The organism is Octadecabacter ascidiaceicola, from assembly GCF_900185015.1.
In the GTDB taxonomy this organism is placed as follows: Bacteria; Pseudomonadota; Alphaproteobacteria; order Rhodobacterales; family Rhodobacteraceae; genus Octadecabacter; species Octadecabacter ascidiaceicola.
The window spans coordinates 173,781-188,611 of record NZ_FXYD01000002.1; the positions used below are offsets into that span (position 1 = coordinate 173,781).

The 14,831-nt window shown below is 56.2% G+C and carries 14 protein-coding genes; 10 read left to right on the plus strand and 4 right to left on the minus strand.

The genetic code is table 11. From position 1 onward, the window contains the following. The first annotated feature begins 1 nt into the window (after position 1). From thrC to ptsP, 7 genes are all read left to right on the plus strand, one after another. Positions 2-1,390 (plus strand): threonine synthase, encoded by a 1,389-nt coding sequence (thrC, locus tag OCA8868_RS06200; RefSeq protein ID WP_093995714.1) that lies wholly within the window; start codon positions 2-4, stop codon positions 1,388-1,390. Continuing rightward, positions 1,387-2,652 (plus strand): M16 family metallopeptidase, encoded by a 1,266-nt coding sequence (locus tag OCA8868_RS06205; protein WP_093995715.1) that lies wholly within the window; start codon positions 1,387-1,389, stop codon positions 2,650-2,652. The genes thrC and OCA8868_RS06205 overlap by 4 nt, the downstream gene beginning before the upstream one ends. Then, positions 2,652-3,236: a GNAT family N-acetyltransferase gene (locus tag OCA8868_RS06210; RefSeq protein ID WP_093995716.1), complete on the plus strand. Its 585-nt coding sequence runs from the start codon at positions 2,652-2,654 to the stop codon at positions 3,234-3,236. The genes OCA8868_RS06205 and OCA8868_RS06210 overlap by 1 nt, the downstream gene beginning before the upstream one ends. Positions 3,237-3,340: 104 nt before the next feature. Beyond that, entirely contained in the window at positions 3,341-4,750 is a 1,410-nt protein-coding gene (locus OCA8868_RS06215; RefSeq protein WP_093995717.1) for an FAD-binding oxidoreductase, read from the plus strand. Positions 4,751-4,818: 68 nt separating this feature from the next. Further along, entirely contained in the window at positions 4,819-6,057 is a 1,239-nt protein-coding gene (locus OCA8868_RS06220) for an aspartate kinase (RefSeq protein ID WP_093995718.1), read from the plus strand. Next, complete coding sequence (locus tag OCA8868_RS06225) at positions 6,054-6,497, plus strand: GNAT family N-acetyltransferase (RefSeq protein ID WP_093995719.1); 444 nt, start codon at positions 6,054-6,056, stop codon at positions 6,495-6,497. Before OCA8868_RS06220 ends, OCA8868_RS06225 begins: the two co-directional genes overlap by 4 nt. Before the next feature lie 95 nt (positions 6,498-6,592). Next, positions 6,593-8,836, plus strand: a complete 2,244-nt coding sequence (gene ptsP, locus OCA8868_RS06230; RefSeq protein WP_093995720.1) for a phosphoenolpyruvate--protein phosphotransferase — start codon at positions 6,593-6,595, stop codon at positions 8,834-8,836. Between the two features lie 12 nt (positions 8,837-8,848). Here the strand turns inward: ptsP and OCA8868_RS06235 are convergent, their stop codons facing one another. Together OCA8868_RS06235 and OCA8868_RS06240 are read right to left on the minus strand one after the other, a co-directional pair. Continuing rightward, entirely contained in the window at positions 8,849-9,658 is an 810-nt protein-coding gene (locus OCA8868_RS06235; protein ID WP_093995721.1) for an EcsC family protein, read from the minus strand. 30 nt (positions 9,659-9,688) lie between these two features. Continuing rightward, positions 9,689-10,162, minus strand: a complete 474-nt coding sequence (locus OCA8868_RS06240; RefSeq protein ID WP_093995722.1) for a GNAT family N-acetyltransferase — start codon at positions 10,160-10,162, stop codon at positions 9,689-9,691. Positions 10,163-10,238: 76 nt separating this feature from the next. Between OCA8868_RS06240 and OCA8868_RS06245 the strand changes: the two genes are divergently transcribed. Beyond that, positions 10,239-10,841 (plus strand): flavin reductase family protein, encoded by a 603-nt coding sequence (locus tag OCA8868_RS06245; RefSeq protein ID WP_179214819.1) that lies wholly within the window; start codon positions 10,239-10,241, stop codon positions 10,839-10,841. Positions 10,842-10,850: 9 nt separating this feature from the next. On the opposite strand, the gene OCA8868_RS06250 is transcribed toward OCA8868_RS06245, so the two are convergent. After that, positions 10,851-12,464: a SulP family inorganic anion transporter gene (locus OCA8868_RS06250; protein WP_370737993.1), complete on the minus strand. Its 1,614-nt coding sequence runs from the start codon at positions 12,462-12,464 to the stop codon at positions 10,851-10,853. 100 nt (positions 12,465-12,564) lie between these two features. Continuing rightward, entirely contained in the window at positions 12,565-13,242 is a 678-nt protein-coding gene (locus OCA8868_RS06255; protein ID WP_093995725.1) for a hypothetical protein, read from the minus strand. Positions 13,243-13,298: 56 nt separating this feature from the next. Between OCA8868_RS06255 and OCA8868_RS06260 the strand changes: the two genes are divergently transcribed. Both OCA8868_RS06260 and OCA8868_RS06265 read left to right on the plus strand, forming a co-directional pair. Then, entirely contained in the window at positions 13,299-14,165 is an 867-nt protein-coding gene (locus tag OCA8868_RS06260) for an S-methyl-5'-thioadenosine phosphorylase (protein WP_093995726.1), read from the plus strand. Further along, positions 14,162-14,818 (plus strand): DUF2927 domain-containing protein, encoded by a 657-nt coding sequence (locus tag OCA8868_RS06265; protein WP_093995727.1) that lies wholly within the window; start codon positions 14,162-14,164, stop codon positions 14,816-14,818. The genes OCA8868_RS06260 and OCA8868_RS06265 overlap by 4 nt, the downstream gene beginning before the upstream one ends. The last annotated feature ends 13 nt before the right edge of the window (positions 14,819-14,831 follow it).

Below are 14,831 nucleotides of genomic sequence, written 5' to 3' on the forward strand. Positions count from 1 at the left end.
TATGAAATACGTTTCGACCCGTGGCGCTGCACCTGAACTGACGTTCGAAGAAGCAATGATGACTGGCCTAGCACGCGACGGCGGGCTTTATGTGCCCGACGTTATCCCAACGCTGAGCCGTGATGCAATCGCAGCAATGGCGGGCCAGTCATACGAAGAAATCGCGTTCACAGTGATGCGCCCGTTCATTGGCGATACGTTCACAGACGACGAATTTCGCGACCTGATTGAAGCCGCCTATGCTGACTTCAACCACGCCGCTCGCGCCCCGTTGAAACAGCTCGATAGCAATCACTTCCTACTGGAACTGTTCCACGGCCCAACGCTGGCATTCAAAGATTTCGCGATGCAACTGATCGGGCAGATGTTCCAAGCGTCGCTGACACGGTCAGGCAAACGCATCACCATTGTTGGTGCCACGTCTGGCGACACGGGTTCCGCCGCGATTGAGGCCTTTCGCGGCCTCGAAAACGTTGATGTCTTTATCCTGTTCCCGCATGGACGCGTGTCCGAGGTCCAGCGCCGTCAGATGACAACACCCGTTGAAAGCAATGTGCACGCCTTGGCGATGGACGGTGATTTCGACGATTGCCAAGCCGCGCTGAAAGACATGTTCAACGATTTCGATTTCCGTGATGGGGTGAACCTTGCAGGCGTGAATTCGATCAACTGGGGCCGCGTTTTGGCGCAGGTTGTTTACTACTTCTCCTCTGCCGTCAGCCTTGGCGCGCCGCATCGCAAAGTCAGCTTTACAGTGCCTACTGGCAACTTCGGGGACATCTTCGCAGGCTACATCGCCAAACGCATGGGGTTGCCGATTGATCAGCTGGTGATTGCGACCAACCAAAACGACATTTTGCACCGCACGCTGGAGACGGGCGCACAGGTGAAAGAAGGCGTGACGCCATCTATTTCCCCATCCATGGATATTCAGGTGTCGTCCAATTTCGAACGCGCCTTGTTCGAAGCCTACGGGCGCAACGGCGCAGTCGTGGCCGAGCAGATGGATGAGCTGAAAGAAAAAGGCGAATTCACTATTTCCCAAGGGGCGATCGACTTGCTGCGCGACACGTTCGCATCCGGTCGCGCGTCCGAGGATGAGACCTACGCCACGATCAAAACCGAGCTGATGCTGTCAGGCGAATTGTTGTGCCCGCACTCTGCCGTTGCTGTGACCGTTGCGGGTGACCACCTTGGCGAAACACCGATGATCACATTGGCCACGGCGCACCCAGCAAAGTTCCCAGCCGCCGTAGAAAAAGCGACAGGTCAGCACCCCGAACTGCCACCACATATGGCCGACCTGTTTGAGCGCGACGAACGTGTTACGCGTGTGCCCAACGATCTGGAAGCACTGCAAACCCTTATCAAAGAGCGGATCCAAAATTGACCGTCCAACAGCACACCCTTTCCAACGGGTTTCGCATCGTCACTGAACACATGCCGGGTCTGCAATCCGCGTCTATCGGGATTTGGGTCACGGCAGGTGGTCGCCACGAACGCGCAGATCAGAACGGTGTGGCGCATTTTCTTGAGCACATGGCGTTCAAAGGAACCGAGCGACGCACGGCCCTGCAAATTGCGGAAACGATTGAAGACGTTGGCGGGTACATCAACGCCTATACCTCGCGCGAGATGACGGCCTATTACGCCCGTGTGTTGGAAAACGACGTGCCATTGGCGCTGGACGTTATTGCAGACATTTTGTTGAACCCTGTGTTCGACCAAAGCGAGATCGAAGTCGAACGCGGTGTGATTTTGCAAGAGATCGGCCAAGCGCTAGATACACCTGACGACATCATCTTTGACTGGCTTCAGGAAGAGGCCTTCCCGAACCAAGCTTTGGGCCGCACGATCTTGGGCCCGAGCGAACGGGTGAGTTCGTTTTCGCGTGGGGACTTGTCGGACTTCATCGGCGAACACTACGGCCCAGATCAGATGATCCTGTCAGCGGCGGGTGCGGTGAACCCTGATGAGCTGTTGGCGCTTGCTGAAAAACTATTCGGCCATTTACCACCACGATCCCAGCCGCATGCGGCTGAACCCGCGGCGTTTACGGGTGGTGAGAAGCGTGTGAAAAAGGGGCTGGAGCAAGCCCATTTTGCATTGGCATTTGAGGGGCCAGACTATCGCGACCCGGGCATTTATGCAGCCCAGATTCACGCAATCGCGATGGGTGGGGGTATGTCATCACGCCTGTTCCAAGAACTGCGTGAGAACCGCGGTTTGTGTTATACGATTTTCGCCCAAGCTGGGGCCTATGCCGATACCGGAATGCTGACCGTTTATGCGGGTACATCGTCCGAGCAGTTGGGTGAACTGGCGATGTTGACCGTGGATGAGCTGAAACGCGCAGCTGATGATATGTCCGCCCAAGAGGTCGCCCGCGCACGTGCACAGATGAAGGCGGGCATGTTGATGGGGCTGGAAAGCCCGTCAAACCGCGCCGAGCGCCTTGCGCGGATGGTGGCGATTTGGGGGGACGTCCCGCGCATCGAGGACACGATTGAACGTATCGATGCCGTAACAACCGGTGATGTGCGCGCCTTTGGTGGCAAGCTGATCACGGATGCGGGCAGCGCGATGGCGCTTTATGGGCCTATCAACAACGCACCCGCGTTTGAAGCTTTGAAGGCGAGGCTGGTGGCCTGATGCTTCGGGCGCGTAAAAAGGTTCGTCTTGAAACTGAACGGCTGACCCTGCGCCCGCCTATCCATTCAGATTTTCGTGCGTGGTCGGCATTGCGCCATGAGTCCGCAGATTTCCTAACGCCGTGGGAGCCGGTTTGGGCGCCCGATCATTTGACCCGCAAAAGTTTCACCAATCGCGTCTACTGGGCGCAGCGGTCGATTTCCAATGAGACGGCGTTGCCGCTGTTTATCATTCGGCGCAGCGATGAGGTGTTGTTGGGGGCGATCACACTGGATCATATTCGGCGCGGGCCTGCGCAGGCTGGCACCACGGGTTATTGGATCGGCGAAAGGTTTGCGCGCGAAGGGTACATGCGCGAGGCGATTAAGGCCGTCGTGCATTATGCATTCACGACGCTAGACCTAAGCAGGATCGAAGCGGGGTGTCTGGAAGAGAACAAGCCATCGCGTGCGCTGTTGGAGAAATGCGGTTTTAAATACGAGGGCGTTGCGCAAGCGTATTTGCAGATCAACGGGCGCTGGCGCAATCATGTTTTATACGCCAATCTACGTCATGACCGGCGTGGAAAGACGAATGTGGGATGAGCTTACGCTCAGCGCGTGCCGCGGGCGTTGAGGGGGGCTAGCCCCCCGTCGCAAGCGACTCCCCCCAGGATATTTAGAAAACAGAGGCAAACAGGGTTGCTGATATGGCGTTGAATTCTGCGGACAGTGCATTCGTTGAACGGTTGCGAGCGATCCTTCCGGATGCGGCGTTTGCAGCAGATCCGGCTGGGTTTTTGATTGAGCCGAGAGGGCGTTGGACTGGGCAGGGTGTTGTTGTGTCACCGTCTTCTGTTGAAGAGGTTTCGGCAATTTTGGCCGCCTGCTTTGAAGCTTCGGTGCCGGTTGTTCCCTATTCCGGCGGGACCGGATTGGTCGGGGGGCAAGTGGTCGAGGACGGGCCTGTACCTGTTGTGTTGTCGCTGGCGCGCATGAACAAAGTTCGGGCGGTCTATCCGGATGAAAATGTGATTGAGGTTGATGCCGGTGTGATCTTGCAGGACGTGCAGTTGGCCGCGGCGCAAGCAGGGCGGTTGTTCCCGTTGTCGCTGGCGTCCGAAGGGTCTGCACGGATTGGAGGATTGTTGGCGACCAATGCTGGCGGGTTGAATGTGATCCGGTATGGCAATGCACGCGCGCAGTGTTTGGGTGTTGAGGCCGTTCTAGCTGATGGCGCCATTTGGAACGGGATGAGCCGCCTTCGCAAGGATAACACAGGTTATGATTTGCGGGATTTGTTGATTGGGTCGGAAGGGTCACTTGGTGTCATCACCGGCGCGTCTCTTCGGCTGATGCCGCATCCGGCTGAAGAAGCAACGGCGATGTTTGTTGTGCCGTCGCCTGCCGCAGCGGTGTGGCTGCTGGGACTGGCGGGAGAGCGTCTTGGCGAGACGATTTCAGCGTTTGAGTTGATTCATCGTCAGGGTCTAGATTTTCTAGAAGAGGTGGAGATAGACCACAAGCGCCCCTTCAAGGACACGCCGGAATGGTCGGTGTTGATGAAGGTTGGTTTGCCTGCTGGACAATCGCCGCAAGAGGCGTTGGAGGCGTTGTTTGAGGCAACGGATGGCTTGGTGACTGACGGGGTGATTGCACAGTCAGGTCAGCAGGCGGACGCGCTTTGGGACATTCGCGAGTCGATCCCAGAGGCGAATAAGCAGGTCGGGTCCATTTCGTCGCATGATATTTCTGTGCCGATTTCCTGTGTGCCAGCGTTCATTGAACAGGCCCCCGCAATACTGGCCGAGATTGGCAATTTCCGGATCAACTGTTTCGGCCATTTGGGGGACGGGAACCTGCACTACAACGTGTTCCCGCCAATGGGGCGCGATCGCGCTGAATTCACGGATCAGCGTGACGCGATTAAGACGGCAGTGCATGACTTGGCGCATTCATTCGGTGGATCGGTCAGCGCGGAACATGGGATTGGGCGGCTAAAGGTTAAGGACCTTGAAACCTATGGGGATCCGGCAAAGTTGGCGATGATGCGCGCCATAAAAGACGCACTGGACCCGCGTGGAATTATGAATCCCGGCGCTGTTTTACGGGCCAAATAAGGGCATGACCTTGCGTCGCTTGGCCGTGCGCCGTATGACGGCGCGGACTAAGAAACTAAGGACAGATTATGCCAGTTCTGGTGATGAAATTCGGCGGCACGTCAGTGGCTACCGTGGACAAGATCAAGCGGGCGGCCAAGAAGGTCGGCGTTGAGGTCGCGAAGGGCTACGACGTGATCGTGATCGTTTCGGCAATGTCCGGTGAGACGAACAAGCTCGTGGGTTTTGTGAACGACACATCACCGCTTTATGACGCGCGTGAGTACGATGCTATTGTGAGTTCAGGCGAGAACGTGACGGCAGGCCTGATGGCGCTGACGTTGCAGGAAATGGACGTGCCCGCACGCAGCTGGCAGGGCTGGCAAGTGCCTGTTCAAACAACGAGCGCCCACGCCAACGCGCGGATCGAAGAAATCCCAACCGACAATATCAACGCGAAGTTCGGCGAGGGCATGAAGGTTGCCGTGGTTGCGGGGTTCCAAGGCGTTAGCCCAGAGGGGCGCATCACAACGTTGGGACGTGGTGGCTCTGATACGACAGCTGTGGCGTTTGCAGCCGCGTTTGAAGCAGAACGCTGTGATATCTATACGGACGTTGACGGTGTTTACACGACGGACCCACGGGTCACGGATAAAGCACGCAAGCTCGACAAGATCGCGTTTGAGGAAATGCTGGAATTGGCGTCACTGGGCGCGAAAGTATTGCAAACACGCTCTGTCGAATTGGCGATGCGCTACAAAGTGCGCCTTCGCGTGCTATCATCATTTGAAGAACAATCTGACGAAGCCGGAACGCTCGTCTGTGCGGAGGAAGAAATCATGGAATCCAATGTAGTAGCTGGCGTGGCGTTTAGCCGTGACGAAGCAAAGATGACGCTAATTTCTGTGGCTGACCGTCCTGGAATTGCTGCCGCGATTTTTGGGCCATTGGCCGAAGCGGGTGTGAACGTCGACATGATCGTTCAGAACATCTCTGAAGAGGGGCGCACGGATATGACGTTCTCTTGCCCGATCGATCAGGTGAAGCACGCGCAAAAGGCGATGGACGACGCCAAAGCACGCGACGACATCAATTTCCACGATTTGGTTGCTGACACGGATGTTGCAAAGGTTTCGATTGTAGGCATCGGCATGCGCTCACACGCAGGTGTTGCGGCAAAGATGTTTGCGACGTTGCGCGATGAAGGAATCAACATCAAAGTTATCACAACATCCGAAATCAAGACGTCTGTTTTGGTCGACCGCAAGTACATGGAACTTGCCGTGCAAGCCCTCCACGACGCGTTTGAGTTGGAAAAAGCAGCATGAGCCTGATTGTTCGCCCCATTGAACCAGCAGATCACGGTGCATGGGACGAACTCTATCAGGCCTACGCCGAATTCTATGGGGTCGATCAATCCGCCGATATGCGTGAGCGCGTTTTCGGTTGGTTGACGACCCACGCCCATGAAGTGAACGGGTTGTGTGCAGAGCTTGACGGAAAGCTTGTTGGGATCACCCATTACCGCGTGTTTGCACGCCCCTTGGCGGCCGCGACCGGGCTGTTTTTGGATGACCTATACGTATCGCCAGACGCACGTGGCACTGGCGCTGCAGGCGCGCTGATTGATGCGGTGCGCGAGAAGGCAAAAGCGGACGGCCATAGCGTTGTTCGCTGGATTACCGCAAAGGACAATGCACGTGCGCGGGGCCTATATGACAAGATTGCCAATGAAACCGCTTGGGTCACTTACGATCTAAACGTCTGATATTCGGGCAGTGTGCGCAACCTTCGCGTGTTTCACCCCATTGCGACCCCATGCGCGGGCCTATAGTCTCTGATCTGAAGGCGCTGGGGGACTGAATGCCACAAGGTTTTGAGACTGAAAGCCGCAAGCTGCTCGTGCGTCTGCGTGACGTCATGGCCAGCGGTGAAGCTGGCCAAGCACGTTTGGACGAAATCGTGCGCCTTATTGCATCCTCGATGAACGCAGAGGTGTGTTCTATATACCTTTTCCGCGACGCGGAGACGTTGGAGTTATGCGCGACCGAAGGCTTGCAACAGGAAGCTGTTCACCAGACGCGGATGCGTTTGGGTGAGGGGCTGGTCGGGCGTGTCGCCAAGTCGCGCCAAGTTGTGAACACTGCCGATGCGCCATCCGAGCGCGGATTCCGGTACATGCCGGAAACAGGCGAAGAACGATATTCCAGTTTTTGCGGTATTCCGGTGCAGCGCGTGGGCGAAACTATGGGTGTTCTCGTCGTCCAAAGCCGCGATTCCCGCCAATACACTGCCGATGAAGTCTACGCGTTAGAAGTCGTGGCAATGGTGCTGGCCGAGATGAACGAGCTTGGTGCCTTTACCGGTGAGGGTGCCGCAATGCGTGCGCGCCATCAAGAACCGATTATGTTCAAAGGGTTGGTCGGCCAAGAAGGTGTCGCAGGTGGGAATGTCTATCTGCACGAACCGCGCGTGGTGGTAACGAACGTTGTTGCAGATGATCCGGAAGTTGAACTGACGCGCCTGCGTGAAGCGGTCGATTCGCTGCGCATTTCCGTCGATGAGATGCTGACGCAGACGGCGACGGTGAATAACGATCAGAAACAAGTGCTTGAAGCCTACCGCATGTTCGCCAATTCGCGCGGTTGGATGAAGCGGATGGAAGCCGATATTGGTCAGGGGCTTTCTGCCGAAGCCGCTGTTGAGAAAGAGCAATCCCTCGCGCGTACCCGAATGCAAACCGCTGACAGTTACTTGCGTGATCGTCTTCACGACCTTGACGATCTGTCCAACAGGTTGCTGCGCATTTTGACGGGTCAAGGTGGGCATGCCACTGGTGCGGATATGCCGGAGAACCCCGTTCTTGTGGCCCGTAATATCGGCCCGGGTGAACTGCTGGAATATGGTAAGAAAATCAAAGGTATCGTGCTAGAGGAAGGGTCCGTCGGGAGCCACGCTGCAATCGTTGCGCGGGCCTGGGCAATCCCTTTGGTGATCCGCGCAGCGGGCATTACGGCGCAGGCATTGAACGGCGATCAGATACTGGTGGACGGTGAACAAGGCATCGTGCATTTGCGCCCCGATGACACGGTCAAAGCCGCCTTTAACGACAAAATGGCGATGCAAACGGCCGCGCAAGAACGTTACGCCAGCATCCGCGATTTACCTGCGCAGACGCAGTGTGGGAAAGTGATTACCCTTAGCATGAACGCTGGGTTGATGGCCGATTTGCCATCACTTCCAAGTTCGGGGGCTGAAGGTGTCGGGCTATTTCGAACAGAGCTTCAGTTTTTGATTCGTAGTCAGATGCCGAAACGTGCTGAATTGTCAGCGCTTTATTCGCGGGTAATGGATGCTGCAAAGGGGCAGCGCGTGGCGTTTCGAACGCTCGATATCGGGTCGGACAAAGTGTTGTCCTACATGAAGGCCAACGATGAGCCGAACCCCGCGATGGGGTGGCGCGCGATCCGTGTTGGTCTCGAAAAGCCGGGCGTTTTGCGGATGCAATTGCAGGCACTTATTCGCGCAGCAAACGGGCGGCCATTGACGGTGATGTTCCCGTTTGTCGCCCAACTTGAAGAATACCGTATGGCGCGCGCTGAGTTTGACAAGGCAATGGAACGGGAACGTATTCTCGGGCATCCATTGCCATCCGCAGTTGAAATAGGGGCGATGCTGGAAACACCAAGCCTCGCGTTTGCGCCGGATGTGTTTTTCCAAGAGGTCGATTTTATTTCGATCGGCGGCAATGATCTGAAACAATTTTTCTTTGCAGCAGACCGTGAAAACGAGCGCGTTCGTCGGCGCTATGACACCTTAAACGTCAGTTTCCTGACCTTTTTGGAACAGCTGATCGCACGTTGTAACGCACACAGCACACCAGCCAGTTTTTGTGGCGAAGACGCAGGTCGCCCTATTGAAGCGGTGGTTTTCGCAGCACTGGGGATGCGAAACCTGTCGATGCGTCCTGCCTCAATCGGGCCGGTTAAGCACCTTTTACGGCGGTTGAATTTGGATGAGGTAAAGTCCGTCATCGACGCATCCCGTGCGCGTGGGGATCAATCTGTACGTGGTGCAGTAACGGACTATTTACGCAAGCAGGTCTAACTTAACGGTGATTTAAGCTTTGAAAAGCGGCGACTTCAGCTTAACGGCCTCTTGGGTGAACGCATCCGCAACTTGGTCTGCACCATAGGTTCGCGCCAGTTTGCGAAGGCCGAAATGCACATGGGCGATTTCGGTGTAATAGGTGACGAACGTATAGTTGGTCCCAGCACCGGCAGCGGCCCCCAAGACTGGAACAGTCTGGGCCGCAAGTTTTTGGCCCAGCACAGCAGCAAACTGTGGCGCGACTTTGCTGATGAGCTTATTCACAGCCGCGCCGGATAGCCCGATGCGCGCCCCAACGAACGTTGTATCAACACCGTCGTCGTCATCACCGGGGCCACCTTTGCCGAATACTTGTAGGCACTGGGCGCGGGTCTCTACCGAGAGCGGGTCTTCCCCGTGTTTTGCGGCAATCCCTTGAACCGCGCGGAAGATCACCGTTGTCGCCAAAGGGAGTTCCACAAGGGCAGTTGGCAAGCCACCTAAGCCACCCAGCGCACCAGACACCGTGGCAAGCGCTTTATGGGCGCGGTCCGTGGCGACAAAGCGTCCGACACCGCCCTGGCTGCGTCCTGCGGCATCATAACTGGCACGAAGGCCACGTGTGGCGGCCGCATCAAGACGCTTTCGGGTGCGTTCTGGCAGCAATTTCATGCCGTCCTCGACCTGCCCGCCAAGGAAGGACACGACCTGCATCAATACGCCTGTGGCGTTGTCCTGACGGGCAGCAAGCGCTGCAATATGCGCGCGCGCGCCATCGTTTAGTTGGGCAGGGGGATCGTCAGGGTTGACGAGATGCATGGTCGTAGGTTCGGCTGTCATGTCTAACAAATGGGGTCTTATTGGTAGTTTTCAATCCAAACGCTTACGAACGCGCCCGCGAACACCCGCCCAAGGGCCGTACCCCAGCACCCTTGCAGGGTTCGTTGGTGGCGGCATCACCACGCCATTCAGCCGCTTAAATCCAAAGCGTTCGTAATATGGCGCATCCCCCACAAGCAGAACACGCGGCCAACCAGCGGGCCCGGCGCGTTCCAGAACATCGCGGATCAAAAGCCCGCCGAGGCCTTCGCCTTGACGGGTGGGGTGCACGGCGACAGGGCCAAGCAACAAGGCACTATGGTCTTCAACGCGGATCGGCCAGCACCGGATCGCCCCGCCGATAATGCCATCGTCAGTCGCAAACACGCGACAAAATTCGGGAACAGGGGACACGTCATCGCGCAAACGATAAGACGACAGGGCCTTTCGGCCCGGCGCGAACGTCAAGTCATAGAGACTTTCTACGCCCCACCAATCGTCAGCTGTTTCGTTCCGCAACTCCATAGGGTTAGATGAACCTGTGTTTTGCTTTCATTGCAAACAGGTTATGGCCGAAAATCAATTGAACGAAGGATATCGCGTGTTTTACGAACCCAAAGACGGCCACGGGCTGCCACATAGCCCATTCAATGCGATCGTAACGCCGCGCCCGATTGGTTGGATATCAAGTCGCGGGGCCGATGGGTCCGATAACCTTGCACCATATTCGTTCTTTAACGCAGTTGCCTATGAGCCACCTCAGGTCATGTTTTCGTCCACAAGCGCCAAGCCGGACCGTGGGGATACCAAAGACAGCGTCGCCAATATCCGTGAGACAGGTGTGTTTGCGGTCAATATCGTCGAATACGCCATGCGCGAGGCGATGAATCAGACCAGTGGGGCATGGGGCCGTGAGGTTGATGAGTTCGTTGATGCTGGCATTGAAAAGGCCGCGTGCCGCACGATTGATTGTGCCTGTGTTGCGGGGCCCCCTGCGGTGCTTGAATGCCGCTTGACCCAAATCATCAAGATCGAAGGTGAAGCGAATTTCGCGGTGTTTGGGGAAGTTACGGGCGTGCAGATGCGCGATGACTGTATTGTCGACGGGATGTTTGACGTTACCCGTTTCCAACCGCTCGCACGGGGTGGGTATCGCGATTATTCCGTTGTGCGGGACGTGTTCCAACTGAACCGCCCCGCATAACTTTTGCGTTTAGTGGCCGCCGATGATGCCCGTTTTGACGGAATAATCGACTGCGATTTCGTAGTCAGGGTCATCGTCACTGTCGACGATCAAATGGCCCGCTTTTGACAGCAACGAATGGCAATCGTGGGTCAGGTGACGCAGTTGGATAGATTTGCCGTGCTCTTCGTACTTAGCCGCAACGTCTTCGATAGCCTGCAACGCGGAATGGTCCGCCACGCGCGACCCTGCGAAGTCGATAATCACTGATTTGGGGTCATCCTTCACGTCAAACAATTCAACGAAACCGTCCGAAGAGCCAAAGAACAGCGGGCCGTTGACCTTATAGATCTTTGCGCCGTCCTCTGTTGTTTCGGTTTCTGCGTGAATGCGGCGTGCGTTGGACCACGCATAGGCCAGCGCCGAGACGATAACCCCAACCACAACGGCAATCGCAAGGTTGGTCAGGACCGTGACAACAGTCACCAACACGATCACGAATGCATCCATGCGCGGCACTTTCGTCATGATCTTAAAGCTGTTCCACGCGAAGGTGCCGATCACGACCATGAACATCACACCAACCAGCGCGGCGAGTGGGATTTTCTCGATCAGGCCAGAAGCAAACAGGATAAACGCCAGCAAGAACAGTGCAGCAACGGTGCCCGCGATACGCGTGCGGCCACCGGATTTCACGTTGATCATGGATTGACCGATCATCGCACAGCCGCCCATACCACCAAAGAAACCAGTAACAGTGTTGGCAACGCCTTGTGCGATGCATTCTTGGCTCGCGCCACCACGTTTGCCAACGATTTCACCAACAAGGTTCAGCGTCAGAAGACTTTCGATCAGGCCAATTGCAGCCAAGACAAGCGAGAACGGCAGAATTATCCACAGCGTTTCTAGCGTGAGCGGGACCATCGGGATATGGAAAGGTGGCAGGCTGCCCTCAATGCTGGCGAGGTCACCAACCAAAGGTACATCAAGCCCAAGACCGATCACGATGATTGCAATGATACCAATGCCGGCAAGAGGGGCAGGGATCAGGTTCGTCACTTTTGGCCAAATCCAGATAATCGCCATCGTCAGTACTGTCAGTGCCAACATCAAGTATAGCTTCGTCCCTGTCAGCCAGTCACCATTCGGGATGCCGTGGCTACCCCCATGTGCGGTGCCCGGAACCTGGAACTGACCAAGTTGCGCAAGGAAAATAACGATCGCAAGGCCGTTCACAAAGCCCAGCATCACCGGATGCGGCACAAGGCGAATAAACTTCCCCCAATGCATAAAGCCCACGACCAGTTGGATCAGGCCCATCAAAACGACCGCAGCGAAAAGATACTCAATGCCGTGCAATGCAACGAAGGCGACCATAACAACAGCCAGCGCACCTGTGGCCCCGGAAATCATTCCCGGACGGCCACCAATCAACGCGGTAATCAGGCCAACGATAAACGCCGCATAAAGGCCAACCAGCGGATCGACGCCCGCAACAAAGGCGAACGCCACGGCCTCGGGCACCAGCGCAAGCGCGACGGTCAAGCCTGACAGAATTTCGATCCGCAGACGATCCGGCGTCAGGTTTCGACCAGACGGTTTCAGATCGGCTTCTTCAAGACGGTTAACAAAGCTCGCAAGCATGGATTGGCGCACAGGTTCACCTGAATAATTGGGGAGTGTTGCGCGCCGTGTAGCCCAAGGGGTTAGCGCTGTCACCCCCGCACAAGTGAGATGGCTTCGATCATGCGTTTTCCTCGCCGTCCAACACGGTGAATTCAAAGACCCGCATTGCGTAGCCATTTCCTACACCATGAAGCAGGACAAGTTTTGGATTTGAAGGACCGCCACGGGCAGAGGGCCACAACCGCTCGCCTTGATTGTTTGCAACAGAAACCTGTTGGCGTCGCAAATAGGGGTCGAAGTAGTGGTCCAGATAGAGATCGAATATCTCGTTGTTTGGGTGTTCTGCATGCCAAGCCCAACGACGGTAAAACCGGCGACGGGTGCGCCTGTCCATTGCGCCGGATGATACCTTGTAAAGGGTATCCGGGACCGACATTTCAGCTTGGATCCAGAGCAGGCTTGCGCGGGGTAGCCCGCCATATGCCGCTGCTGCCCCGATTGTTGCGCAGGAAAGTACGACCGCAACGTATCCTGCGATCATTTTGCCAAAATGGGGCAGCTCGTGGGATTGATGCTCCCTCAGTGCCAAAGCAAAACCGCACACAGCAGTAACCATGGCTGACATGCGGCTCCAGAAAATCAGATGGTCAAGTTTACCTTCATGGACCATGACATTGTCGACATCTATCAAGACAACCAAAGCGAGGGCTGCCATAGCACCAATCCACACCAGACAGAAACGGTGGAACCCAGACAGTGCTATTTTGCGAAGTTGGTCCTGTGTTTTGCTTGTCATAGGTTGCACGCTCTGATTGTCTCATGTCGCGGCTATCTAGTATATGGGGCAAGCATATGACGAAATTGGGAATAATCGGCGGGTCTGGCTTGTATGACATTGATGGGCTGCAAGGCGCGGTTTGGGTGGATGTAGATAGCCCTTGGGGTGCGCCGTCTGATGCGATCCTTACGGGTGCTTTGGATGGCACAGAAATGGCATTCCTGCCGCGTCATGGGCGTGGGCATGTGCATTCGCCTAGCACCGTGCCCTATCGCGCCAACATTGATGCGCTCAAACGGCTTGGCTGCACGGACGTGATTTCGGTATCCGCTTGTGGATCGTTCCGCGAAGATATGGCGCCGGGTGATTTTGTGATCGTCAGCGATTTCATTGACCGCACCTTCGCGCGTGAAAAGTCTTTCTTTGGAACGGGTTGCGTGGCGCACGTCAGCGTCGCCCATCCAGTTTGCGCGCGTCTTGGCGATGCCTGCGAGGCAGCCGGCAAGGCCGCGGGCGTGACAGTGCATCGCGGCGGCACCTATTTGGCAATGGAGGGGCCACAGTTTTCATCCCTTGCAGAAAGCAGGTTGTACCGCGATGTTTGGGGATGTGATGTGATCGGAATGACCAACATGCCCGAAGCGAAACTCGCCCGCGAAGCTGAGCTTTGTTATGCGTCCGTTGCGATGATAACCGACTACGACAGCTGGCACCCTGATCACGGTAGCGTTGATATTTCTGACATTATCAAAACGTTAGGGGCTAACTCGGCGGCAGCCAAGGCAATGGTTGCGGGGCTTCCTGCGCTGCTTGGCGGCGTGCGCGAAGCCTGCCAACACGGCTGTGACCGAGCCTTGGAATATGCGATCATGACAGCACCAGAGGCACGTGATCCAGCACTTTTGGCAAAGCTTGATGCGGTTGCGGGGCGGGTTCTGTGATCCGTATTTTGGCGGCAACATTGTTCGCCACAACTGTCTCTGCACAGGAATACATCGTCACAGACGGCCCATTAACTGACAGCGAGTTTTACAGCCTCGTGTCCTGCGCGGCGCGGCCAGGGCAGGGATGCAACGAGCCAATTGTACGCTGGGACCAACGGGTTGTCACTGTCGGGTTCGAGCCAATGGTATCTTCCTACCCGACAGATTTGGCACGTGAGTTTGATCGCGTTTTGGACACCTCAATCGCGCAAATCAGATCTGCGGCACCGGGGCTGAACTTACGGCGCGTACCTAAGCACCAGTTCGCAAACGTGCGGTTGTTTTTGCAGCCAATCCAATCTGGCGACGCCGTTCGCGGCACTGGCTACCCTGAACTAGACGGCACCCCAATTGGCGCGGCTATCGTGCAAATCTATTGGGACGATGACCTAAAGCTAACCGAAGCATTGATCGCATTTGCCAGTGACATTCCGATTGATCAAGCGGGGCCGATCATGCTCGAAGAGCTGACACAAGCGATGGGCCTAATGACGGACATCCGCAATCCATACTATGAAACCCGTTCGGTATTTTCCGAAGACAGCAATTCAGTCGCGAAACTGGGTGTACAAGACCGTGCTGCCCTGCGACTTCACTACCCAGCCCAATGACTTATCCATAGGA